The sequence below is a fragment of the uncultured Methanobrevibacter sp. genome, from assembly GCF_902770715.1.
Lineage (GTDB): Archaea > Methanobacteriota > Methanobacteria > Methanobacteriales > Methanobacteriaceae > Methanocatella.
The window spans coordinates 1-23,648 of the sequence record NZ_CACXTS010000025.1 but is presented as its reverse complement, the minus strand read 5'-3'; the positions used below and the strand labels follow the sequence as shown (position 1 = coordinate 23,648).

General features: G+C 36.8%; 26 protein-coding genes and 1 rRNA gene. 21 read left to right on the top strand and 6 right to left on the bottom strand.

From position 1 onward, the window contains the following. Positions 1-1,418: class I adenylate-forming enzyme family protein (locus tag QZU81_RS07995; protein ID WP_295591046.1), on the bottom strand; the 1,418-nt coding region annotated here is incomplete at its 3' end. Beyond that, positions 1,418-2,407, bottom strand: coding sequence for a homoisocitrate dehydrogenase (aksF, locus tag QZU81_RS07990; protein ID WP_292827794.1), 990 nt, complete (start codon positions 2,405-2,407; stop codon positions 1,418-1,420). The genes QZU81_RS07995 and aksF, both read right to left, overlap by 1 nt. Before the next feature lie 170 nt (positions 2,408-2,577). On the opposite strand from aksF, the gene QZU81_RS07985 reads away from it, so the two are divergent. The 6 genes from QZU81_RS07985 to QZU81_RS07960 all read left to right on the top strand — a co-directional run bounded on the left by QZU81_RS07985 (position 2,578) and on the right by QZU81_RS07960 (position 7,705). Next, the gene (locus QZU81_RS07985) at positions 2,578-3,042 is read left to right on the top strand and encodes a HEAT repeat domain-containing protein (RefSeq protein ID WP_292827789.1); all 465 of its coding nucleotides are present in this window, start codon (positions 2,578-2,580) and stop codon (positions 3,040-3,042) included. Between the two features lie 245 nt (positions 3,043-3,287). After that, the gene (locus tag QZU81_RS07980; protein WP_292827786.1) at positions 3,288-4,205 is read left to right on the top strand and encodes a glutamine amidotransferase family protein; all 918 of its coding nucleotides are present in this window, start codon (positions 3,288-3,290) and stop codon (positions 4,203-4,205) included. Positions 4,206-4,213: 8 nt separating this feature from the next. After that, the gene (locus QZU81_RS07975) at positions 4,214-4,882 is read left to right on the top strand and encodes a GXGXG domain-containing protein (RefSeq protein WP_295591044.1); all 669 of its coding nucleotides are present in this window, start codon (positions 4,214-4,216) and stop codon (positions 4,880-4,882) included. Positions 4,883-4,893: 11 nt separating this feature from the next. Next, the gene (locus tag QZU81_RS07970; protein WP_292827780.1) at positions 4,894-6,384 is read left to right on the top strand and encodes a glutamate synthase-related protein; all 1,491 of its coding nucleotides are present in this window, start codon (positions 4,894-4,896) and stop codon (positions 6,382-6,384) included. A gap of 102 nt (positions 6,385-6,486) precedes the next feature. Then, positions 6,487-7,020, top strand: coding sequence for a flavodoxin family protein (locus QZU81_RS07965; RefSeq protein WP_292827777.1), 534 nt, complete (start codon positions 6,487-6,489; stop codon positions 7,018-7,020). A 52-nt stretch (positions 7,021-7,072) separates the two neighbouring features. Continuing rightward, positions 7,073-7,705: a YitT family protein gene (locus QZU81_RS07960; protein WP_295591041.1), complete on the top strand. Its 633-nt coding sequence runs from the start codon at positions 7,073-7,075 to the stop codon at positions 7,703-7,705. On the opposite strand, the gene QZU81_RS07955 is transcribed toward QZU81_RS07960, so the two are convergent. The 3 genes from QZU81_RS07955 to QZU81_RS07945 are packed head-to-tail and all read right to left on the bottom strand — an operon-like array spanning position 7,694 to position 9,447. Continuing rightward, on the bottom strand, positions 7,694-8,350 hold the full coding sequence (locus QZU81_RS07955; RefSeq protein ID WP_295591039.1) for a hypothetical protein: 657 nt from the start codon (positions 8,348-8,350) through the stop codon (positions 7,694-7,696). The two genes, QZU81_RS07960 and QZU81_RS07955, sit on opposite strands and share 12 nt — an antisense overlap. A 2-nt stretch (positions 8,351-8,352) precedes the next feature. Continuing rightward, a complete protein-coding gene (locus QZU81_RS07950; protein WP_292827769.1) occupies positions 8,353-8,886 on the bottom strand; it encodes a TIGR00730 family Rossman fold protein in 534 nt (177 codons plus the stop codon). 9 nt (positions 8,887-8,895) lie between these two features. After that, entirely contained in the window at positions 8,896-9,447 is a 552-nt protein-coding gene (locus QZU81_RS07945) for a DUF2115 family protein (RefSeq protein WP_292850082.1), read from the bottom strand. A gap of 72 nt (positions 9,448-9,519) precedes the next feature. On the opposite strand from QZU81_RS07945, the gene QZU81_RS07940 reads away from it, so the two are divergent. The 11 genes from QZU81_RS07940 to QZU81_RS07890 all read left to right on the top strand — a co-directional run bounded on the left by QZU81_RS07940 (position 9,520) and on the right by QZU81_RS07890 (position 18,939). Continuing rightward, entirely contained in the window at positions 9,520-10,164 is a 645-nt protein-coding gene (locus QZU81_RS07940; RefSeq protein ID WP_292850079.1) for a hypothetical protein, read from the top strand. A 55-nt stretch (positions 10,165-10,219) separates the two neighbouring features. Further along, the gene (locus QZU81_RS07935; protein ID WP_292850077.1) at positions 10,220-10,687 is read left to right on the top strand and encodes a hypothetical protein; all 468 of its coding nucleotides are present in this window, start codon (positions 10,220-10,222) and stop codon (positions 10,685-10,687) included. Positions 10,688-10,805: 118 nt separating this feature from the next. After that, entirely contained in the window at positions 10,806-11,255 is a 450-nt protein-coding gene (gene nikR / locus QZU81_RS07930) for a nickel-responsive transcriptional regulator NikR (protein WP_292827757.1), read from the top strand. Positions 11,256-11,280: 25 nt separating this feature from the next. After that, positions 11,281-12,048 (top strand): methyltransferase domain-containing protein, encoded by a 768-nt coding sequence (locus QZU81_RS07925; protein WP_295591036.1) that lies wholly within the window; start codon positions 11,281-11,283, stop codon positions 12,046-12,048. 57 nt (positions 12,049-12,105) lie between these two features. Next, a complete protein-coding gene (hycI, locus tag QZU81_RS07920; protein WP_342764269.1) occupies positions 12,106-12,537 on the top strand; it encodes a hydrogenase maturation peptidase HycI in 432 nt (143 codons plus the stop codon). After that, entirely contained in the window at positions 12,534-13,628 is a 1,095-nt protein-coding gene (locus QZU81_RS07915) for an acetyl-CoA carboxylase biotin carboxylase subunit family protein (protein WP_295591034.1), read from the top strand. Before hycI ends, QZU81_RS07915 begins: the two co-directional genes overlap by 4 nt. A gap of 65 nt (positions 13,629-13,693) precedes the next feature. Continuing rightward, a complete protein-coding gene (locus tag QZU81_RS07910) occupies positions 13,694-14,776 on the top strand; it encodes a glycosyltransferase family 4 protein (RefSeq protein ID WP_292827744.1) in 1,083 nt (360 codons plus the stop codon). A gap of 8 nt (positions 14,777-14,784) precedes the next feature. Then, positions 14,785-16,671, top strand: a complete 1,887-nt coding sequence (locus QZU81_RS07905; protein WP_295591032.1) for a Mur ligase family protein — start codon at positions 14,785-14,787, stop codon at positions 16,669-16,671. Positions 16,672-16,754: 83 nt separating this feature from the next. Further along, entirely contained in the window at positions 16,755-17,201 is a 447-nt protein-coding gene (locus QZU81_RS07900) for a hypothetical protein (protein ID WP_292827738.1), read from the top strand. Between the two features lie 50 nt (positions 17,202-17,251). Further along, complete coding sequence (locus QZU81_RS07895) at positions 17,252-18,469, top strand: hypothetical protein (protein WP_292827814.1); 1,218 nt, start codon at positions 17,252-17,254, stop codon at positions 18,467-18,469. A gap of 38 nt (positions 18,470-18,507) precedes the next feature. Continuing rightward, positions 18,508-18,939 (top strand): DUF356 domain-containing protein, encoded by a 432-nt coding sequence (locus tag QZU81_RS07890; protein ID WP_292827735.1) that lies wholly within the window; start codon positions 18,508-18,510, stop codon positions 18,937-18,939. Here QZU81_RS07890 and QZU81_RS07885 read toward each other — a convergent pair whose 3' ends face one another. After that, a complete protein-coding gene (locus QZU81_RS07885) occupies positions 18,940-19,437 on the bottom strand; it encodes a multiprotein bridging factor aMBF1 (protein ID WP_295591030.1) in 498 nt (165 codons plus the stop codon). A gap of 181 nt (positions 19,438-19,618) precedes the next feature. On the opposite strand from QZU81_RS07885, the gene QZU81_RS07880 reads away from it, so the two are divergent. The 4 genes from QZU81_RS07880 to QZU81_RS07865 all read left to right on the top strand — a co-directional run. Continuing rightward, positions 19,619-20,857 (top strand): proteasome-activating nucleotidase, encoded by a 1,239-nt coding sequence (locus QZU81_RS07880; protein ID WP_295591048.1) that lies wholly within the window; start codon positions 19,619-19,621, stop codon positions 20,855-20,857. A gap of 132 nt (positions 20,858-20,989) precedes the next feature. Continuing rightward, positions 20,990-21,964, top strand: coding sequence for a PH domain-containing protein (locus QZU81_RS07875; RefSeq protein WP_292850063.1), 975 nt, complete (start codon positions 20,990-20,992; stop codon positions 21,962-21,964). Between the two features lie 28 nt (positions 21,965-21,992). Beyond that, positions 21,993-23,030 (top strand): TIGR01177 family methyltransferase, encoded by a 1,038-nt coding sequence (locus QZU81_RS07870; RefSeq protein WP_292827726.1) that lies wholly within the window; start codon positions 21,993-21,995, stop codon positions 23,028-23,030. A 534-nt stretch (positions 23,031-23,564) separates the two neighbouring features. Then, positions 23,565-23,648: ribosomal RNA gene (locus QZU81_RS07865) — 16S ribosomal RNA — on the top strand; the annotation flags it as partial.

The window sequence follows — 23,648 nt, the reverse complement described above, 5'->3', positions numbered from 1 at the left end:
ACTCTTGGAAGCTCTTCAAGTGCAAATATTTTTTTTGGAACCTTGTATCTGGATAAGTTCTCACGTGCATAATTGATTAGGCCTTCATCATCAGCTTCATCTTCCCAAACAACGGCTGCAACAGGTATTTCTCCTCTGTGACAGTCATCAATGCTGAATATTGCTATTTCTTTTATTGCTGAGTATTTTATTAGGACTTCTTCCACTTCTGTTGGATAGATTTTCCATCCGCTCATTACAATCATGTCTTTTTTACGGTCTGTAATGAATAAACGGTTGTCCTCATCAAGATATCCGACGTCTCCGGTCAAAAACCATCCGTCTTCTAAAAATGATGCTTTGGTTTTTTCTTCATTTCCCCAATATCCTTTCGCAACGGCCGGACCCCTAAGTGCGATTTCGCCCTGTTTGTATTTTTCCAATGTCATTGAGGGGTCATATTCATCAACAATTTTAACTTCTGAAAAGCAAACCGGATGACCTACACTTTCAAATCTGTCGGCTTCCAAGTAATCTTCAGGTCTGATTACAGTTCCTGTTCCGATTACAATGGTTTCTGATAGGCCATATGCATTGATGATAGGGATCTGGTAAGTTTGGTGGAAGTCTTTCCATATCTTCTTATGTAGCGGTCCTCCTCCGGATATGATTTCACGAACGGTTTTCAGATGTTTTCTTGCATCCATTGTTGTTAGTGAATGGATTACTGGAGGCATTCCGCTTAAAACAGTAACCTTTTCAGTTTCGCACAACTCCAGATACTTGTCTATGTCAAACTGCTCCATCATTATATAATAAGCGGCAGCTCTCAGTGCTGAAATTCCCCAGGAAAGGCCAACATGGGCCATTGGGTAAATGCCCAGGAATACGTCGTCCTGTTTCAATGTTAAAACATCACATTCGTTGTGAATTGCGGTAAAGTAGTTTCCGTGTGTAAGCATTGCACCTTTAGGCTTCCCGGTTGTTCCTGAAGTGTACTGTAATTGGCACAAGTCATCCCAATCGGTATTTTCAGCTTTTAGAACTTCGCTGTCTTTAAAATCAGTAATATTTTGAGGAATATACATATCAATGTCAATGATGTCTTTGGCTTCCTCATCCGTAATCATTAGCTTTGCCTGTGAGTCGCCAACAATGTATTCGAGTTCTGAAGCGGTAAAAACCCTGTTTGTCGGAATGGCTATTGCCCCTATTCTCCATATTGCAAAAAGTGAAAATAAGTATTCTTCTGAATTTTTCAAGTAAATTAAAACTCTGTCACCTTTTTCTATTCCCAAATCCTTCAATTTCCTTCCAATTTCGGAGACTATGGACAATATTTCGCCGGAATTATATTTGTCTCCTGTTGTTGGGTTATATAATACATTCTTATCTAAACGTTTTGAATTTGCATCTAAAAAAGTAGTGATGTTTAACATTAAATTAACTCCTTAACAATAGCTTTTGTGACATCCATTGTGCATGAATTTCCCCCTAAATCAGGAGTTCTAATCTTGCATTCCGCAATGACCTTTTCAACGGCGTTCTTAATGTCATTTGAAATTTCCCATTCACCCAAATAATCAAGCATCATTGAAGCGGACAATATCATTGAACAAGGATTTGCAATATGTTTTCCTGCAATGTCAGGTGCTGATCCGTGAACCGGTTCGAACAGTCCGTTGTGGTCGCCAATGTTTCCGGATGGGGCGAGTCCAAGACCTCCCACTAAGCCTGCACTTTCATCGGAAAGTATGTCTCCGAATAGGTTGCTGGAAACAATGACATCAAAGTTTTGAGGCTGTGTAATCAGATACATTGCCATTGCATCAACGTAATAGTCTTCGGCAGTGATTTGAGGATAACCTTTCGCCACTTTGTAGAAGCTTTCCTTGAATACTCCGTCAGTCTTTTTCAACACATTGCTTTTGTGAACGCAGGTGACCTTGCTCTGTCCCCTTTTGATGCATAAGTTGAATGCGGCTTTTGAAATTCTCTCGGATGCCTTTTTTGTAATGACCCTTTCAGCGACCATCTTGTTTTCATCGCCATACTCCACCTGTGAGTACAATCCCTCGGTGTTTTCCCTGACAATCACGAAATCAATGTCATCGCGAATGCAGTTGACTCCCTTATAGGATTTTATAGGCCTTATATTCGCATAAACATTAAGCTCTTTTCTTAAATTGATGATTGGACTAGGTTGGCCCGGTGTTGAAGTTGATGCTCCAAACAGCACTGCGTCACTGTCGTTAGCTATCTTGATTGTTTCTTCAGGCAATGTTGTTCCATTTTTGTTGAAACATTCAAAACCCGCTTCACCATACTTGAAACTAAATTCCAAATCTAATTTATCCAGTAGGTATTCACAGGCAGACATTACTTCTTTCCCTATTCCATCTCCACTTATCACTGCAATATCATACATTATTTCACTTAAAATTTTTTTTATATTAATAATATTGATGTTATTGTATTTAATGGTAATTTCAATTTTGTTCGTATACTATCGAAATACTTTTATATACCAAAGTTATAATTATATATTAATTACATAGTTAATTGTAGATTTCCTTATTGAATTTGTGAGGGATTAAAATGGAAAGTAGTATAGACGAATTAATTGAATTGTTAAACGATAAAGATGACTTTGTCGTTGAAGATGCAAAGGGACAATTAGAATTGAAAGGCGAAGAGGCTGTCTGCCCATTAATTGAAGCATTATCCAGCAGAAAGAAAAATATCAGATTAAATGCTGCAACCCTTTTAGGCGCAATTAATGATGAAAGGGCTATTCCTCCATTGATTGCAACATTAAAAGACAACAACAAATTAGTCAGAAGGGAAGCATCCACTGCTTTATCCCGTATGGGTGAACCTGCTGTTGATCCTTTAATCGAAACTTTAGGTGATGAGGATTGGAGAGTAAGGGGAGCAGCTGCTTGGGCTCTCGGTAACTTAGGTGATGAAAAGGCTATTCCTGCACTTGAAAACTTGCTTGACGATGAAAGCGGTTTTGTAAAGTCAGGTGCTCAAAGCGCTATAGCTTCAATCAAGAAATAATTTTATTTCTTCTTTTTTTCCTTTTTATTGACAAAATTTTATAATTTTGAATATTTGCTTATTTTATTTGCTTTTCTTCATATTTTTTCTAAACATTATTTAATATATTTGATTTTTTTGTAGATTTTTTCAGAATTTTTCGGAGTCGGAAGGTACTTTCCAACACATTTATATACTTGTATTATTAAAGTATAACACGGAAGTTATTTTCCGACTGTTGATGATAATAATATGGAGGTTTAAAATTGTGCGGAATAGCTGGATTAGTTTATAAAGATAAAAAATTACATAATATTGGAAATGACATGACAAACATGCTTCATCAGTTACAACACAGAGGTCCTGACTCAGCGGGGTACTCAATTTACGGTGGAACAGGTTTAAAAGAAAACGAATACATCCTAAAAATTCAAGTGAAAGATAGTGAAAAATTGCTTGAAAAAGTTAAAGATGCGATTAATTTTCATACTCCAATCAAAAAAGACGCCATTTTACCTTCCGTTGGAGATTCATTCATTTACAAATGTAAAATATCTTTAGATGAGTTCTGCCAGCTAAAACCTCTAATTACAAAAATAGACACAATCGATGATGTAATTGTAATTAATGGAAGCCATGACTTTGAAATGATCAAGGATGTGGGATCAGTGCTCGACATTGCCGATAGGTATGACGTAAGGTCAGTTAAGGGAACACATGCAATAGGCCACACCCGTTTTTCAACAGAAAGCGGAGTGGACAGATACCATGCACACCCTTTCCAGACATACATTGTCCGTGACATTTCAGTTGTTCACAACGGTCAAATTACCAATTACTGGAAAGTCCGTGATCCTCTTGAGAGAAAAGGGCATAAATTCGAAACATTCAATGATACTGAATGTTTGGTTCACTACATTGCAGATAAGCTGGACACAGGTTATACTTTAGAAGAAGCGCTGGAACAGTCTGTGGAAGATATGGACGGTCCATTCTCTTATATTATAGGAACTCCTCAGGGAATAGGCATTGCAAAAGACAAGCTGGGCTTAAGGCCTGGTGTAATGGCTGAAACTGATGACGTATTTGCAATAGCATCAGAGGAAGTATCCCTAAGGGAAGTTGTCGACACACACCATGTAGAACAAATTTCTCCAGGTGAAGTAATGGTATATGAGATATAGGTGATTTGATGAGCGTAAAAGAAATTGATGCAGAAAATTTGACTCCCCGTGAAATAAATTCATTTGTTAAAGAGGCTGCAGGAGAATGTGAAAAAATCATTATAAGAAATCCCAATGCAAAACATTACCTCGCTGCTGGAGTTACAGAAGATGTGGAAATCGAGTTTGACGGATCTGTAGGATATTTTGCAGGGTGCATGTGCGATAAGCCAAAAATCAGAATCAACGGTAATGCAGGATGGTTTGTCGGAGATAACCTGACCGGCGGAGAAGTCGTTGTTGAAGGGTCCGCAGGTGACGGCGCAGGTCAGGGAATCTATGACGGCTATGTTGTAGTTAAGGAATCTGTCGGTTCAAGAACAGGCGAAATCATGAAGAACGGCACCATAATCATCGGAGGAAATTCAGGTTTTATGACAGGAATTTTCATGATGGGCGGCCGAATTATAATTCTGGGCGACGTTGGAGATGATGTGGCTGAATCAATTATTCGCGGTGTAGTCTATGTAAGAGGCAAAGTAAAAAGCTTAGGTTATAATGCCAAATTCGACGACATGACCTTTGAGGATTCACTGGAAATCGAAGAGGCGCTAAGCAAATTTGATATTGATATTGATGATTATTCAGAATTTAAAAAAATAGTTCCAAAAAGTACAAGGCCATTTTACGGTCATTAGGAGTGTTAGGTATGCCATATAGAGTTGAAAGAAATCCGGATTTATGCAAAAAAAATTTTGGACGTCCTGGATGTTGCTGGTATTTATGTGATGATAGGGATGAAAAAATCTGCGGAAGATGTTTTTCATGCTTTAACAATTGTCCTCATGGTGTTTATGAAATCATTCAAGGTGATCCTTACCCGTTAAACCAGGAAAAATGTGTAGGATGCAGAATATGTCTTGAAATGTGTCCTAACAGGGCAATTGAAGTAAATGCAATACCTGAAGATGCAAGGCAAGGATGGGGATTCCCGGACATTGTCGAAATTGTAAGGCAATCACAGACAGCATCATATAAGCTCAGAAGTACAGGAGCACTAAGAAGAATTCCCGACTTTGATGATTTGGTCGTAATCCCTGCACAGGTGTCCAGACCTCCTATAGACAAATACAGGGAACCTTGCGGAACCGATGTTGTTTTAGGTGACAGGTTTGCGGAAAATCCTCTCAGACTCGATACTCCAATAATGATTGGTGCAATGTCATTCGGAGCATTGTCAAAAGAAGCAAAAATGGCTTTAGCTATTGGCTCATCTCTTGCAGGAACCGTAACAAACACCGGTGAAGGGGGAATGCTTCCGGAAGAGCGCGAGCTTGCAGATAAGCTGATTGCCCAATACGCATCAGGAAGATTTGGTGTGTCAGCAGATTATCTCAAAAAAGGAGATGCTATCGAAATCAAGATTGGTCAGGGAGCAAAATCCGGAATGGGGGGACATTTGCTGGGTGAAAAAGTCACTGCCGAAGTGTCCAAAATCAGAAATATTCCAGAAGGTTCCGATGCATTGTCACCTGCAAGGCATATGGATATTGTAGGTCCTGAAGACTTGAGCATGAAAATATCACAATTACGTGAAATAACCGATTGGAAAGTGCCGATTATGGTTAAATTCGCTTCAGGTAAAGTTGCTTCAGATGTAAAAATCGCAGCAAAAGGCGGAGCGGATATAATCGTAGTGGACGGTATGCAAGGGGGAACCGGAGCAGGCCCTGAAGTAATCATGGAACACTCCGGTATACCTTCCCTTGCATCAATTGTTGAAGCGGATATGGCGCTAAAGGAAATTGGCCTAAGAGACCAAGTCAGTTTAGTTGCCGCTGGCGGTGTCCGTTCAGGTGCAGACCTTGCAAAGGCAATCGCATTGGGTGCTGATGCAGTTTATATTGCAACAGCCGCTTTAATTTCAATCGGATGCAGAGTATGTCAAATGTGTTATACCGGAAAATGCAGAAAAGGAATAGCTACACAGGATTTATCCCTAAGGCATCGTTTGGATTATAAGGAAATGGGTAAAAATGTTGCAAACTACATTAACACAATGACAGATGAAGCCTGTATGTTAGTACAACAGGCTGGAAACACCCACATTACCAAACTGGAAAAGGAGAACTTAAGATCACTTTCCCTAGAGGCATCCGCCTTAACCGGCGTGCCTATGGCAGGCGTGGGCAAGATTTAGGGATTTTATTCTCTAAATTATTCTTTTTTTTTAATTAGATTATTGTTGACATTTACAACATTTTAAATATTATTTTAACCATATTTTTAACCAGGTGTTAAAATGAGAATAGTTGTATTGAAAGGAAGTCCGAACATTAACGGATCATCAAATATGCTTGCGGAAAGCTTTTCCAGAGGTGCAAGGGAAGCGGGTCATGAAATCATTGAGATCGATGCCGCTCATGCAGACATTTCACCATGCATCGGATGCGTTCATTGCGGTTATGAAGGGGAATGCATTTTAAGTGATGATATGGATGTCTTTCGTGAAGAAATCTTAAAGTCAGACATGCTTGTTTTCGTAACTCCATTGTATTATTATGGCATGTCAGCCCAGCTTAAGACTTTGATTGACAGGTTCTGCTCAAGGAACTTTTCAATACAGCAGAAGCATATGAAATCTGCGCTCCTGACAGTTGCCTATAATGCCGACGACTGGACATTTGAAGCGCTGGAATCCCATTATAACACACTTCTCAGGTATCTCAATCTGACTGACTGCGGCAGGGTTTTGGGCTATGGCTGCGGCACTCCGTCAATGACAGAATACTCAAAATATCCTGATGAAGCCTACAGATTAGGTAAGGGCTTATAGAAATAATAATTGATGTTAATCTTTAAATATTTTCAGATTTAAAGAAATTATTATGAAAAAATATATGAGGTATGTTCTTTATCTAATTTCTTTGTTTATCATATCATTGGGAGCAGCTATTTCCATCAAGGCCAATCTGGGGACTTCTCCCTTAATCTGCATACCTTATGTAAGCAGCATTATAACTAATCTGAGCGTTGGAACAACCACTTTTATATTCGGCTTTGTTTTGGTCGCCCTTCAGATAATCATTTTAAGGGGCGATTTTGAAAAAAGGCAGTATCTTCAGATTGTGATGGGAACAATATTTTCTGCATTCATCGATTTTTCATTGATGCTGGTTGATTTCATAAACCCTGTTGATTATGTATCACAGCTGGTGGTTCTTTTGGTCAGCTGTCTTGTAATAGCTATTGGAGTTTTGCTTGAAATAAAAACGGAAGTCATTTATCTGCCTCCCGATGGAATAATAGTAGCCCTTTCAAAAGCATTAAAAAAAGAATTTGGGAAAATAAAGCCTTATTGTGATGTTACCTTTGTTGTTATTACGGTGATATTGTCAATGGTATTTTTAGGATATCTTGCAGGGGTCCGTGAGGGAACCGTGATATCAGCAATAATCATCGGCCCGATTGTAAGGGTTCTTAAGAAGTATTTTGACCCGTATCTTGATTTAATCATCTGATTTTAAAACGATTGTATTATCAATCATCTCAATCATTAGCTTGTTTATAGGATTTTTGAATGATAACGGATGCTCTTTCGGATAGTCTGCACTGAATGGAATCACTCTGAAGCTGGACATGCATTGGTCTGTGGTTCTAAGCGCAAAATAGGCTTTGTATTTTTTATCAATAATGTTGACTATCAGTCCGACGTCTTCTGTTGGCTCATGTCCTGATATCCCCTCTTCAGCGAATACTTTGAATTTTTTGGTAGAATCTGCCGTAATTAATGCATATTCCATCATGTATTCATATTCGTCCTCTTCAAGGTCGTAATCGTCATATTCGACAATCTCATCGAATTCTTCGTCGGGAAGGATTATATGTGAATTGCAGTATGCCAATGAAATATAAATGCCGTCAAAGTCAAGGGATTTTGAAATGATATCGTAGTACATGTTATCCAGAGGTATGGATTTGTATCTGTCTCCCAAAATCTCAGGAACGGTATAGGTGAATCCTCCCTCTTCAATTGCAGTGCAGTAAAAGTGCTTTTCCCCTAAATATCCTGCGGTTGCAGCCTTTTCTATGGTTTCCTTAATGTCGATGTTGTCTGCATTTTCCATTCTTTCAGCTATTTTTAAGGCATCAACATCACTTATCATTATTATGCCCCATCCAAATATTCGAATATCTCATCAATGCTATTTGCTATTTTGAACAGTTCTTCCTGCTTGTATAAAAATCCCTTTTCACTCATTTCATCAATCATTTCAAGCATTTTATCATAAAAACCAGCAATGTTGAAGATAATGATTTCCTGGTTAATTTGCTTGAGCTTTTTAAGAGTGATGATTTCAAAAAATTCGTCCAAGGTTCCGATTCCTCCAGGGGATATTATGAATGCATCAGAATTTTCCTCAAATTTCTTCTTTCGCTCGTCCATTGTGTTCACATAGATGAATTCGCTGCAGTTTTCGCATAGCGGTTCGAAGTTGTTAATCCATTCGGGAGCTATTCCAAGACTTTTTCCATTGTTGTCATGAACGCCTCGAGCACATGCACCCATCATTCCGGTATCTCCGCCGCCAAAAACAAGCATATGTCCCTTTTCAGCCATTGCACAACCTAATTTGTAGGCTTCATCAGTATAGATTTCATCTATTTTTCTGCTTCCGGATCCGTATAAACAAATATTCATAAAATCACTCTAAATGTCTGGTGTTTGCTCAGCAATGCATAAATGACAAATCGCATTAGCATTATCTTTTTGATTGTCTTTAACAGGACAAAAAAATGTTCCATTTCTCTCCTCCACTGATAAGCTTCCTGGAAATTCGCTTCCTACAGGATGTATCGGCTCTTCTAAAATGAATGTTGTATAAAGGGAGGTGATGACATAAATCAATGGTAATTTGTCGTCTTTTGAAGCACTCATCCTTTCCTTTTCAAAGGTTCTCTTAAGCAGAGGCAGTGACTCATCAAAAGCCTTCTTATCAATGGTCGAATTATCGTAGTCGTTATTGTCCAATACCTCTTTCATGCGCATTATAAAATTCTTGATATAGATTTCCAGGTATTTTTCACGATAACTGGCATGGATGTACTCCCCATCCTTTCTCATATAGGCTGAAGCCAACATCAAATCATAAACTGAAATGGTGGCTGCGTATCTTTGAAGCATGTCCATTATATCCTCTTTGCTGATTTCATCCTTTGAGGATAATTTTTCCATTTCAACCAATATGTCTTCTGGGTCCATAATGTTATTTTTAAATTCAATAAATAAATACTTTTAATATAAAATCCAAACTAATAATCAAGGTTGATTAATATGGCTGATGAATTCGTGGAAATTTCAAAGGAAGATATTGAAAATGTTGAAAACGCATTGAAAGTAAATGCCGACTACAAATTACAAAATACCAAATTCAATATAAATACATTTGAAAAAGGACAGGACATTGTTATAATCCAATATGTCGCAAATGTTGAAAACGAGCTGGTTTTCCAGACAAAAGAGGAAAACGGCAAGTATTACATCTCTGAAACTTTTAGTCTATTCCTGGACAATATCGTTAACGGCAATGTTTCAAGAGACGTGTTCCAATCAGTTTTCAAATATTTCCATGACGTCATTGATGATGCGGAAAATGATTTTGAAGAGGAAAAGGCTGAATTAATCAATTTCATGCTTTTGACTGAAGAATACGAAGAGGAAAAACTAAATGTCGATTTGGATCCCGCTAAAATCCGCAAGGATTATCAAGAGGATCATGACAGGATTTACGGCGATGATTCATTGAATAGGGTTCAAAAGAGCTTGGCTTTAAAGGAACTGCTTCACATGTCAATCTGTCAGGTAGTCAATGATATCGATTTGTTTTTCACAAGGCCATATGATTTGACTCCCGAAGAGAATGCCGAAAAGAACAGGCAGGAGAAAATAGCATTAGAAAATGAAGTGCAGTTAGGATAACTGTTAAGTAATATTAATGTTAAAATTATTATTATAATAAGAATTGACTGATAATATGATAACCATTACAAAAAATGAGGAAGTTGTTTTGGAACAGGTTAAGATATTCAACATAGAATATCCTCAAGGCATCCCATTAAACGTTTTAAGAAAGGATTTGGGATTTCATGAGTATGATCTGGTTCAGATTTTAGAGGAGCTTCAGGATAAGGACTTAATCATTTTTAAGGATAATAAGATAAAATTATCTGAAAGTGAGAAAGAAATCAACACGGTCAATTCTAAAAAAGATATTGAAGAGCTGGAATTGAACATGAAGGAAAAGGAATCCTATAAGCTGATTCAGGAGCTTGTGGATGACAAGAATCTAATTTCCAGATATACTCTTGAAGGCCATCTGCTCTATGGCGATTTGAAACTCACTAATTTTAGAATGTACCATATAATATTGTCCCTTCAGAACAAAGGTCTTTTAAAAAGCATTGAAAAGGACGATGGGGAATATTATTTCCTTGTTTCATAATATTATTTTATATTTTTTTATTAATTTGGGTAATATTTTTTTATCATTTAATCATAATATTTATATAATTTAAAAATTATATCTATGAGTAATAATTGAAAAATTGATGTGTTTTTTTATGATGAGAATAAGTATGTCTTTACCCAAAAAATTATTGGCTGATTTTGATGAGGTTTTAAAAGAAAGGGGTTACCAGTCACGTTCAAAAGGAATTCGTGATGCACTTCAGGATTATATTGTAAGGTATCAATGGATGAATTCCATGGAAGGCCAAAGGATTGGTATCGTAACAATCATCTATGACCACCATTACACCGGTGTAATGGAAAACCTTGCAGAAATTCAACACAGCTTCAGAAACGAAATCAACACCAGTATGCACATTCACATGACCGACAAATACTGTATGGAAATTGTTGTAGTCAACGGTGATATTGCTGAAATCCGTGATTTGACCGAAAGGATCATGAGATTAAAAGGTGTTGAACACGTAAAACTTACAAGTACTGCAAATGGGGAAGAATTCAATGAGCCGGGTCATTCACATGACCACTCCCACGTTCATTAGAAATTCTTTTTTCTTTTTTTTTAATATGAAATTTAAGACAACACCCTACCATCATGATTTGTTAAAGGATGAGGATAGGTTATCCGCTTTTTTTCAAGCTATTGGGGAATATGACGGCAATAGCGATTTGGCATATGATTTGGGCTGCGGCAGCGGAATATTATCTTATTTTTTAAAGGATTATTTTAAAGAAATCATTGCTGTTGAAATAAACAGAAAGGCAAGCGAATGTGCCAAGGATAATCTGGATGCTTTTGACAATATTGAAGTTGTAAACAGCGATGTTCTCCAATATGAATTCACTAAAAAGGCGGATCTGATTGTTTGTGAAATGCTGGATACGGCCTTAATCGATGAGGAGGAAGTTCCGGTATTGAACCATGCAAGAGGATTCCTCAAGGAAGATGGAAAGATTATACCTCAGGGAATAATCAATACGGTAGAGCTTGTGAATATGCAGAGGGACAATATTCATTGGGACGAGGGTGCAGTTTATGAGGAGTTTTCCAAACCGGTAGTTTATTCTGAATTCAACTTTTTAGACAATATCAATCCGGAATTCGAGACCAGTTTCACCTTGAAATCAAAAAGGGATGGAATTATAAACGGGTTGAAGATTACAACCTTCACAAAGCTCAACGACAATATTATAGCCGGTCCATCGCCCATGCTGAACCCTCCTTTGCTAATCCCGTTGAAAGAAAAATCTGTAAAGGTAAATGATTTAATAAATGTTAACCTAAAATATATTATGGGAAACGGGATTGAGAGTATTCAAGCCCAGTATTATTAAGGTGGTAGTTTGTCTTTTGAAGCTCAATTAAAAGATTTTCTAAATGATTTTGAAAAATTGATAATATTAGGTGTCGGAAACGAACTTAAAAGCGATGACGGTGTCGGACCTTTTATCATTAAAAATCTGATGGCTGAAAATATTGAATCAGACAGATTATTGCTTATTGATTCAGGAACTGTCCCTGAAAATTTCACAGGTAAGATAAGGAAGGAAAATCCGTCCCATGTAATCATTGTCGATGCATGTCTGATGGGTTGCAGGCCTGGAGATATCAGGATTGTGGATAAGGATGATTTTACAAACATAGGAATATCAACCCATTCCATGTCATTGTCCTATTTTGTGAAATATCTGGAAAGGGATACGGATTTCAAGATTATATTTGTTGGAATCGAACCTGAAACAATGGATTGGGGTGCAAATCCAACGGAAAATGTAGAAAAAGCAGCATTTGATTTTATAAAAATTATAAAGGGAATATTATGAAACTTTTATTTATAGGCTCTAGATTATATGATGATATTGATTGGTATGTTAGAAGCAAGAACATTGAAAGCGTTTTGACAGAATCAAATGAGGAAGCTATTAACCTTGATTTGCCGGACCAGGTCTTCATTGTTCCTCGAGGCATGGACGGTCCAAAACAGGTTGCGCTGATGCAGAAAGTCGACGCTATTGTGCCTCTGATTGGAATAGACCCTCCACTGATTGATGTGGCCCGCATGAAGGAGGAAGTTGAAGAGGAATATGGCATTCCGGTGGTTGCCGCAGGCGTCAGAGCGGTCGAACTGACTTCCAATAAGATAAGAACAAAGGAATTTTACGATGATATAGGAGTTGTCACTCCGAATTATCAAATCTTAAACAGTCCGGATGAGCTAGAATTGGAATTTCCTGTCGTTTTAAAACAGGGAGAAGGACAGGGCGGAAAGGATATAAAAATAGCCCGATCCATGGAGGATGTCCAGGAATATTTCGAGGAGTTCAACCAGGCATTATGCGAAGAATTCATCGAAGGTTCTGAGATTTCAATTGAAGTTTTAGGTTTCAAGGGGGAGTATGTCGCATTGCCTCCAATCTACAAGGGCGAAACTACATTGGAAGGAACTCATCCATTAAATAAGGTTAAGACAGGTCCTTGTATGGTTGACGGTTTGGATAATAATCTGGTTCAGCATACCGCATATAAAGTGGCTAAAAACTTGGCTTCAGACGGTATTTTCGAAATGGATTTCATGTATTCCGCTAAAAAAGACCAGTTATATGCCATTGAAGTGAATACCAGACCTAACGGTACAAGATATCTCACAACAGCTACTTGCGGCATCAATTCATTATGTGAACTGGTCAATATGGCCGCCGGCGAGTTCAGCCTATCTGACATTTCCGACAGACTGGAATATCACTACTCAACCGAAATTCCAATAGGAGATTATGAGGGTCCTGATGTAAAAGAACCTGCAAAATCCTTCCAAGCCAATGACTTTGTTGTGCATGGTCCTGCAGGTTATCAAAGGGTAACCGCTAGAGCGGACTCAAAAGAAGAGCTTGAAAAATTGGTTGAGAAATTAATATAAATCTGTGTTATAAGTTATAATTATATAGTATTACTAATAGATATTTTATTAGTTTAAAATATTTATTGTGTGGTAAAATGAATAATACAGATATGTTAATTCTTTTTTTAATAACATTATGTGCTACAATATTCTTTACATGGTATGTCAAAAGGATATTATTGAAAGCAAGGATTGCTGACAATCCGATAGTTAGTGAACATAGGCATAAGAGCGGTACCCCAACAATGGGAGGTATTGCATTCTTATTTACAATTTCTCTAATTATAGCATTGTACTATCAGAACACTCCGATTTTAATAGTCTCATTTATAATGCTTGCCGGAGGAATTGTCGGTTTGGTTGATGACTTAATCGGTCTTAAAGTCAAGGAAGTTCAAAAGATTGTTGTGAACACATCCGATGAGGTTATTACCCTTGGAAGATTGGATGTTGAGCCTAATGAGGAAGTGCGTGTAGCTACTCCAAAGGCAAAAGCCGAAGTCGATGACTTGCTTAAGGAAGGCAAAGTTGAAGTGATTGGCGAAGTTCCAATCAAGACAGAGCCTGAAGAACTTGAAAAAATCATTTGTCAAATCGTTCTAGGATTGTTTTTAGCATTGACAGGTGTAATCACTACCATCGGTGGTTTTGAATTAGGAATCTTAGCTATTCCTGTTGTTGTCATTGCAATTCTCGGATGTATTAATTCTGTCAATCTGATTGATGGAATGGATGGTCTTGCAGCAGGTATCGTTGCAATTGCATCAGCAGCATGCTGTTTATATGGTTATCTGTTTGGACCGGCAACAATTATCCCACCATTCTTAATTTTGGTTGCATTGTGCTTAGGATTTTTAGTGTTCAACAAGCATCCTGCCAAAATATTCATGGGAGACACAGGATCATTTGTATTGGGTACCGGTTATGCGGCTGCCGTTTTAGTATGTGATTTGCCATATTTTGGAGTTCTTGCATTGGGTGTACCGATTGTTTCAGTCATTGTTAGCTTAATGCACAGGGCACACATTATCAAATTGCCTGTAGAGCCTTTACACCACACATTAAACCACTACGGCATGTCTGAAACTAAAATTGTATACAGCTACTGGGCAATAACTGCAGCATTATGCGCAATAGGCATTCTTTTAAAAATGTATGTATTTTAGGTGAAAAAATGGATATTAATGATTTGGCTAAATCTTTAAATGGGAAACTTGTTGGAAATGATGATTTTTTCTCAATTGACGGATTTTCAGGAAAGCTTACATTTTTACATGATGCACACACAGGTGATATTGTTATTAGGGAATGGATTGACTCAACAGGTGTTCAATTGGCATTTAAAAAGAATATTGCATGCCTTATAACTCCAGACCCTAAAGAAGGAGCTATTGAAACCGCCGAACGTTTAAGTTTTCCAATGATTATTATAGATGATATGGAAATAGCAAGGGAGTATGTGTCCAAATACGAAAATGAAAAATCAGAAAAGAGCGAAGGCTTGATTCATCAGGGTGTAGATAAGATTGCAAGCATTGATGACCATTTGTCAATCGGAGGAATTGCAGAAAAATTCAAATTTATTAAAAGAAACGGCGATGAGCAATCCGATGCAAACCTTGAAAAATTCAATGATATAAATTATTTGGCCGATTATGTTGAAGGTGAAATAGTCGGCAATGACGAATTCTTTTCAATTGAAGGATTCACAGGAAGATTCACATTCCTGAATGATGCCCACACAGGAGACATCGTAATACGCCATTGGATTAATGGAACTGGTGTTCAAATGGCATTTAACAAGAATATTGCATGCCTCATTACACAGACTCCAAAGGATGGAGCGATAGAGACAGCGGAAAGACTTAATTTCCCATTGATATTAACAGATAAAATTGAACTTGCAAATTCACTTGCGCTTTCACATGCCATTGACAAATATTCTCCGGATTCAACAAATGTGGTGATTACTGGAACCAATGGAAAATCAACCACTTCACACATGATTTATCACATCTTGGATTATGCAGGTTATCACGTGCTTACAAACACCGACAGCGAATCTGAATTCAATACGTTAATCGATCCGATGGTTGCTAAATTAATTTCAGATGAAGTCAGGGAGAACGGAAAGCTCGATTATCTTGTCATTGAAGTGTCTGAAGTTCAGGGATGGCTTGGAAAATTAATGAAAAATCATGCGGCATTGATGAGTGAAGCCATCAGGCCAAAAGTGGCTGTAATCACTAACATTGCGATGGACCACATAGGTCTTGTAAATTCCATCGATGAGGTATTTGATGAGATAAAGGCAGTTCCTCAAGCTATAGGTGATGGAACCTGTATCCTGAATCATGATGATGATTTGGTAAGGAAATTGGATGCTGAAAATCCATTTTACACATCAATGTCCAAATTGGATGATGACAATGCGGTCTATATTGACGGCGAATTCATCACATATCAGAACAGGGCAATTTTGAGCCTTGACGAACTTCCGTTTACAGGAAGCCATTTTATTCAGAATATCCTTTCAGCTATTGGAGCATGCATTGCATTGGGATTGAACCTTGATGAGATTGCAAGAGGGGTAAAATCCTATGAGGCATTGAACAGGCGTTTTGCTAAGCTGAATGATGAGCCATTGATTTATGATGATTTTGCACACAATCCCGATGGAATTAAGGCAACAATTTCAGAAACTCTTAAATTGCTTCCGCAAAATCAGAAATTGCATGTTGCATGTGCCATTAGAGGATCAAGGGGTATTGAAATCAATGAATTGAATGCCCAGGCACTTGCCGATTCAATGGATGACTCAATCGAATTAAGCCTGTCATCAAGTAATGATGTGGTAAATGATTTGAATTTTGTAGAGACTGAAGAAAGAGAAGTGTTTTTCGATGTTTTAAATGCGAATAACGTTGAATATACACATTATGATAATTTAAAGGATTGTTTAAGCGAAGTTTATAAAAAAGCAGATAAAAAGGATATTATTTTATTAATAGGTGCTCAGGGAATGGATCCTGCAGAGTCCCTTTTAAAGGAGATAATATAAATTTAAATATCATATTAATTTAATATAATAAATGTATAATTTTATTCTTTCTTAAGAATATTGATACTAAGAGGATATAAAACATGTTTATAAAGATTAGAAGAGACACATTAATAATTTTATTATTGGCGTTTATTTTGATTCTTTGTGGTCGTTTAATTACTTACGTAGCATTTGCTTCCTCTGATGAGATAAATGACGGTATTCCTATTTCTGGAGTAATTATCAAAGGTAATGACATTGTCCCTGTAGATACTATTAGGGGAAATGTTATGCAAGCCGGTTTTAGGGATGGTAGTGTAATATATGGTGACATATTGAAGACTTCAAAAAGAGAAGTATCGCTGCAAGATGCTATTCAGACGGCTCAAGAATTTGCAACACGGTCGACGGTGCCAGGTACATCTGTACAGCCAATTACTGCTGCGGATGTTCAAGTAGATAAGAATACTGGTGTAGTGACAGTTACTGTTATAGAAGACTTTTCTTCAGTTGAACTGGAAAATAAGACAACAACAAGTACAGGGTGATGGATTTGGATAAGAAGTTAAAGATTTCACTCGTATTTTTTGTAATTCTATTGATGACAATGAGTAGTGTAGCGGCTACCTGTAACATTGTTGTCATTACCGACCCATCTGGAAATGATCCAAATGGTGCTGCGGCAGGAAGTATGTCCTTTGCAGACAACATGTTCCAGTCAACATTTTTGCTTTCTAGAAACAACCATTTTGCCGTACTCTCAGGGGGTACCGGTAGTTCAGACACTAGGTTGGAATCCATTGTTGATGCTGTTGCCAGTCTAGAAAATAATGCATCCGCCGCTTCTGCAGCTTCATTGGCTGCACAATATAAGGGAGCACGTCTTTTAGTAGGTGGTGCCAGCATAGGTGCTGCTATTGGTGGGTCTTTCAATGCTTATGTAATTACTGTTGATGATGCAAGCAATCAGATTAAGGTAACTCCATATAATAGTGGAGTGGCTACCCTGCAACCGGGTCAAAAAGGAGCTATTATTCACTTGAGGAATACTGCAGGAAATCCATTATACGGTACAGCAGATTCCGTAAGAAAAGAGACAGCTATGAATATTGGAAAAATGATCAGGGACGGTTATCCTGCAACCACTATTCTTTCAGAGGCTATGGGTGAAGTGGCTAGAGATTCCGGTGAGAAATACGGTGGTGGTGGAGTAAATCTTGTATCTGGTATTTCAACATCAGACATGTTTACACCTAAAGAGATGAATGCAAGCGGTTATCCGATGGATGAGGAGTATTCAAAAGTCTGTGATGACTGTGGATGGGCTTTAGGTTATCCTGCAGCCGAATCTTATGATAAATGTCCTGTTTGTGGCGGAAAAATCAGAACCGTTTATGCGTATGAGGCTTTAGGAACTGCCCTTACTGTAAGTTCCAATGCAGTCAGCGTATCTGTTTACGGTAGTGACAGGCCGGGTCTGGCGGAAACTACAAAAGAAATTGTTGAGGCATCTGTTGCTAAATACGGTTATGATGCATCAGCTATTGCCGGTTCAATCAATAGAGGTATTAACAACGGTCTTTTAATGGGTGTTGATCATGTTGAACCTAAAGACATTAATGTAAAGCAGGGTTCAAAGGCTGTCGGTGTCTATTATAATGCCCTTCCGGGAGACAGATCATCTCCAACATGGGATTTACCTATTGACGGAAATATTTTGACTATTTTGGGAAGTATTCAGACTGCTGTCGGAATCATATTGATTCTGTTAGTTTTATTCAGAAGCAGATTGCTCAAATCTTTCCAGGAGAGGTGACCTTTCACCTTTTTATTTTTTTTTAGATGGGGATTAAAATGGCATTAATTTTAATTAGAGGCGAAAACAATACAAAATTATTTAATGCAATTTCAGATATAGAGCGTCATGGTAATCTGAATATAATATCTCAGCCAAAACAGATAGATGCCGGTTTTGCCGACGCATTGGTTGAAAGCATTCTTAATTCAAAACTCAAAACCAAATCCAATGTCGCCATTGCATTTTTTGTAAAAGAAGATACCACATTAAGCATAATGCAGATTAAGAAAATTCATCCTCCAGCTCACGTTGTGGTTGTCAGTGATGAATATGAATGGTATGATAAGTTGGAAGACTTGCTGGAAGAGTCCCAACCATTCCAAAGTTATAAAACAAATAAAGCAAAAAATGATGGTTTGATTGATTATACAATAAAAGGAAAAGACAGATTCATAAAAAATGAAAAATTAAACAGCTATATAAAATAGCTATTTTCTTTTTATTCTCATCACGTTTCCTAAGGTACGTTCGCCTGAGGAACCGCTGATAAACTGATTCAAATCAACGTTATTGATTTCTTCAAGAAGATTTATATTTAAAGCCTTCTCTAATTTTTTTGTTAATTTAGTGTCAGGGGTCATTTTTCCGGTTTCAATTCTTGTAATGACTGAAACCCTTTCATTGATTTTCTTGCCCAAATCTTCACGGGACCATTTTTTGGATTCCCTTGCCTTTCTTATTTCTCCAGCGAAATTTTCAATCAATTCTTCGGTAGGCTCATCGTTTCTTGAGTAGTTTCTGTTTCTATTTCTGTTTGCATTTTGCTTTTTGCCTTTTGGCTGTTGTCTGAATTTAGGTTTTGGCGGTGCTTTCTGGATTGTTCCAAGTTTTGAGCACTCTTTACATACAACCATAACTGATCCTTCGATTTTTGCCCTAATTGGATTATGTTCAGGTACAGGTTTTCCACAAATTTCGCATTCCATTTTAATCAGTTTCCTTTTTATTAATATATAATATTATATATCATTAGTTATTTAATATTTGTTAGTATGGGTTAAAATGAATACCTTTAAATACTTTAAAGTTACAAATTGTTATTAAAGTAATAATTATGAAAAATTTATTCACTAACTGGAGATGATTCACATGGATAATTTCGACGATTTGGAAAATTCTTCAAAAGAACAGTTAATTGAAAAGGTTGAAATCCTACAGGAAGAAATTAATTATTTAAGAGAAGAAAAATCCAAAGCTAAAAGTAACTTAATGTGGAAAGTTAGGAAATTAGAGAAAGATAAAGTCTTGATTGAAAACGAAAAGATCAGACTTGAGAGAGAAACTAAATCATTACGTTCAGAAGTAGACAGATTTAGATCTCCACCTTTAGTGTTAGCTACTATTACTGAAGTTTTAGATGATAATAGAATGACTGTTAAAAGTAGTACAGGACCTAGTTTTCTTGTTAATTACTCAAAATTTTTAGATGAAAAATTATTAGTACCTGGTTCAAGGGTAGCATTAAATCAACAAACATTCGGTATTGTTGAAATATTGCCATCAGAAAAAGACGCTAATGTTTCAGGAATGGAAATCGAAACCAAACCTGATATTACTTATGAAAAAATCGGTGGTTTGGAAGAGCAAATCATAGAGGTTAAGGAAACCGTTGAATTGCCATTGACAGAACCTGAACTGTTTGAAAAAGTCGGTATCGAACCGCCTAAAGGAATATTGTTATATGGTCCGCCTGGAACCGGTAAGACCTTGCTTGCAAAGGCCGTTGCTAATGAGACCAACGCTACATTCATCAAAATCGTAGCTTCCGAGTTCGTAAAGAAATACATCGGTGAAGGTGCAAGGCTTGTGCGTGAGGTATTTGAGCTTGCAAAAGAAAAGGCTCCTGCAATCATTTTCATTGACGAGCTTGATGCTGTTGCAGCAAAAAGGCTTAAAAGTTCAACCAGCGGTGACAGGGAAGTTCAAAGGACTTTGATGCAGCTCTTGGCGGAACTTGACGGTTTCGAATCAAGAGGAGATATCGGTATTATCGGCGCAACCAACAGGCCGGATATCCTGGATCCTGCATTGCTACGTCCTGGCCGTTTTGACAGATTTATTGAAGTTCCTCTTCCTAATGTCGATGGAAGACGTGAAATTCTTAAAATCCACACCAAAAACATGTCATTGGATGATGAAGTAAGCATTGACTCTCTCGCAGACATAACCGAAGAGCTGTCAGGTGCGGATTTAAAGGCTGTATGTACTGAAGCCGGTATGTTTGCAATTCGTGAAAAACGTGATAAGATTACCGTAGCAGACTTTATGGATGCTATCGATAAGGTAATGAGCAAAAGCAAAGAAGACGAAATGTTCAAAACTGAAGCCGGCGTAATGTTCGGTTAAACTTATTTGAAAATAAGCCGATGATGAACCCTATGAGCTCTGATTGGTGATGAATGATGGGCGAGCTGAGGCTTATTTTTACAATCTTTTTTTCTAAAACTTTATTTAAAAGTAAATTCTAATAGTATAATCATGTTATTTAATAGAAATGATGATAAGCCTAATGAAAGAATACTTTATAAAACAAAACCAAACATTTTTTTAGGCTGTAAAAAAGCTATTTATGGTGCTGTTTTATTAATTATTGTTTTGTTTGTTTCACCGATGGTCATCAAAGCCATTGGTAAAATGCAAGTATATCTTATCTCACAAATAAAACTTCCTTTGACTAGATATGCTGCAATAGCAGTTTTTGTTATCATTCTTATTTTAATATTATATATCATATGGCAGCTAATAGGATGGTATTCTCTTGAGTATACATTAACCGATACAAGAATAATAATCAAGTCAGGAGTCTTATCAACCAAAAAGAGCTACATGCCATATTCAACAATTCAAGATGTCAACTCTTCCCAAAATTTGATTGCAAGATTGTTCAATGTAGGTTCAGTATCCGTTTTCAGTGCCTATGACAATAATCTGATGGAGTTGAAAAATATTTCCAACCCTTCAAAGGCTGAGGAGATTATCTTTTCCAACATGGTCAACTTCAGGAACTTCCAGCCGCAACCTATGCAGTTCAATCCTAATTATCCGCAAAATCATAGGGCAAACTATCTTGATGATGATGAGTATCTGGGAAGAAACGAATTTTATGATGAATTTGAACCTATTACTCCTATAACTCATGAAAACAATGCTCCAAGAAGGGATTATGAGTATTATCCCGAAAATTTGAGAATGGATGATGGTCATCAGCAAAGGCCTACATATGACTATGAGCCTTATGAGGATTTCAATTCCAGAAGGCCCTATTCCAATGAAAATCATTATGACAGAGTAAGGGATGATTATTCATATGGTGGAAATGATTACTATGAGAATAATGAACCTCAATTCAATTATAATGAAGATGAGTCTCAAGTTTCCAATATTGATTCAAGTAATGTAGATGAATCAAGCGAAAATGCAATTAAAAGACATTTTGATAAATTTAAAAAATGATTTTTATTTTGATTTTTAGGTGAATTTAATGGAATTATTATGCATACAATCACAGGAACATCCAGAATTGCCCCTCGCAGAACTGAATGCAGTAATGGAATGTGAGGATATCATTGCTGATATCGAAGTGATAACTGAAGGTTTGATTGTACTGAAAAATATTTCGGAGGATAATCTAAACCCGTATTATGAAATACTGACAAAAAGATTGGGTTACACTCATGAAATCCATGAACTGATAAGAAGGTCAGATGCAGATAATTTCGAAGGGGACATCTCATCTATAGACTGGTCAGAATATATTGATGAAAGCTTTGCAGTGCGTGTAAAGAGATTTCATGCCAAAATCGACACAGTTGCAACTGAAAGAAAGGCAGGTTCCCTAATTCTTGAAAACTGTGATGATATAAAGGTCAATCTCACCAAACCGAAATCATTAGTGCGCATTGTTGCATTTGAAGATAAGTTTTTTATAGCTATTGAAAGAATCAAATTAAATAAAAAGCATTTTGAAGAAAGCAAACCTCATAAAAGGCCATTTTTCTATCCGGGCTCCATGAATCCGAAGTTAGCAAGGTGCATGGTAAACCTCTCCAGGGTTAAGGAGGGCGAATTATTATTGGATCCGTTTTGTGGAACTGGTGGAATCTTAATCGAAGCCGGACTTATTGGATGTAAGGTCGTAGGTTCCGACATCTATTGGAAAATGAAAAACGGAACATCAATCAATTTGGATTATTATGGAATTACTGATTATAGGACTTTCAATCTTGATGTTCGTGAACTTAAAATGTATGAGAAGGTAGCTAGTGTGGTTACAGATCCGCCTTATGGCATCTCCACATCGACCGGAGATATTGACGGTGATGATATTTTCAAGGAATTTTTCCATGCGATATATGATAATATGAAAGATGACGCTTACCTTTGCATGGCAAGTCCCCATTATGTTGACTTAAATCCGATGGTTGACGAAGTTGGCTTTGAAATTGTTGAGCAATATGGAATTAAGATGCATAGAAGCTTAACCAGAATAATATCTGTAATTCGCAAAAAATTAGATTAATATAGTTACATTTATATACTAGTTATTTCACCGAGTCATTTTATTGCTCTAAAACTCCATAATTTTGTTTTATTTTATTATTTTCCCTAATTATTTTTTGTATTTTATTTTTTCCAAGGTTTTAATAATTATTTTTTGAATATTAAATTTAAATAAATATTTTTATTAATCAAATTATATAGTGTCTTTATTTTTGATAAAATTGAATTAAAATTTTTTTTTAAATTTTTAATATTATTTTGCAATATTTTTTAATTGATTTTGTTCATAAAATTCCTTTGTCTATTAGATGTGCTATATGTTTTATGGCGATGACCTAAGTATTATTGTATACTACAATTTTTACTATGATGGTTGCTTTTCCGCATGTAGCTATACATTCGTGAGTACTTGAATTTTCTCAAGTATGATGTTGGTTTTGTAGATGTGGTGAATTAGTACAATATTATTTGTTACAAATTTTGTGTATTCTCGTCTATATTTTTAGCGTACTTCATAATATTCATTGACTTATTATGATCTGTTATGTGTTCAATTCTGTTTGATCCTGGCAGATGCTACTGCTATTGGGATTCGATTAAGCCATGCAAGTCGAACGAGTTTAGGCTCGTGGCGTAC

Bases quoted from the DNA above. Each gene is read 5' to 3' on its own strand.
- QZU81_RS07915 (WP_295591034.1), top strand. From the start codon at position 12,534: ATGAAACTTTTATTTATAGGCTCTAGATTATATGATGATATTGATTGG.
- QZU81_RS07985 (WP_292827789.1), top strand. From the start codon at position 2,578: ATGGAAAGTAGTATAGACGAATTAATTGAATTGTTAAACGATAAAGAT.
- QZU81_RS07890 (WP_292827735.1), top strand. From the start codon at position 18,508: ATGGCATTAATTTTAATTAGAGGCGAAAACAATACAAAATTATTTAAT.
- QZU81_RS07875 (WP_292850063.1), top strand. From the start codon at position 20,990: ATGTTATTTAATAGAAATGATGATAAGCCTAATGAAAGAATACTTTAT.
- QZU81_RS07905 (WP_295591032.1), top strand. From the start codon at position 14,785: ATGGATATTAATGATTTGGCTAAATCTTTAAATGGGAAACTTGTTGGA.
- QZU81_RS07885 (WP_295591030.1), bottom strand. From the start codon at position 19,437: ATGGAATGCGAAATTTGTGGAAAACCTGTACCTGAACATAATCCAATT.
- QZU81_RS07900 (WP_292827738.1), top strand. From the start codon at position 16,755: ATGTTTATAAAGATTAGAAGAGACACATTAATAATTTTATTATTGGCG.
- nikR (WP_292827757.1), top strand. From the start codon at position 10,806: ATGATGAGAATAAGTATGTCTTTACCCAAAAAATTATTGGCTGATTTT.
- QZU81_RS07950 (WP_292827769.1), bottom strand. From the start codon at position 8,886: ATGAATATTTGTTTATACGGATCCGGAAGCAGAAAAATAGATGAAATC.
- QZU81_RS07960 (WP_295591041.1), top strand. From the start codon at position 7,073: ATGAAAAAATATATGAGGTATGTTCTTTATCTAATTTCTTTGTTTATC.
- QZU81_RS07945 (WP_292850082.1), bottom strand. From the start codon at position 9,447: ATGGACCCAGAAGACATATTGGTTGAAATGGAAAAATTATCCTCAAAG.
- aksF (WP_292827794.1), bottom strand. From the start codon at position 2,407: ATGTATGATATTGCAGTGATAAGTGGAGATGGAATAGGGAAAGAAGTA.
- QZU81_RS07940 (WP_292850079.1), top strand. From the start codon at position 9,520: ATGGCTGATGAATTCGTGGAAATTTCAAAGGAAGATATTGAAAATGTT.
- QZU81_RS07955 (WP_295591039.1), bottom strand. From the start codon at position 8,350: ATGATAAGTGATGTTGATGCCTTAAAAATAGCTGAAAGAATGGAAAAT.
- QZU81_RS07925 (WP_295591036.1), top strand. From the start codon at position 11,281: ATGAAATTTAAGACAACACCCTACCATCATGATTTGTTAAAGGATGAG.
- QZU81_RS07870 (WP_292827726.1), top strand. From the start codon at position 21,993: ATGGAATTATTATGCATACAATCACAGGAACATCCAGAATTGCCCCTC.
- QZU81_RS07970 (WP_292827780.1), top strand. From the start codon at position 4,894: ATGCCATATAGAGTTGAAAGAAATCCGGATTTATGCAAAAAAAATTTT.
- QZU81_RS07975 (WP_295591044.1), top strand. From the start codon at position 4,214: ATGAGCGTAAAAGAAATTGATGCAGAAAATTTGACTCCCCGTGAAATA.
- QZU81_RS07935 (WP_292850077.1), top strand. From the start codon at position 10,220: ATGATAACCATTACAAAAAATGAGGAAGTTGTTTTGGAACAGGTTAAG.
- QZU81_RS07965 (WP_292827777.1), top strand. From the start codon at position 6,487: ATGAGAATAGTTGTATTGAAAGGAAGTCCGAACATTAACGGATCATCA.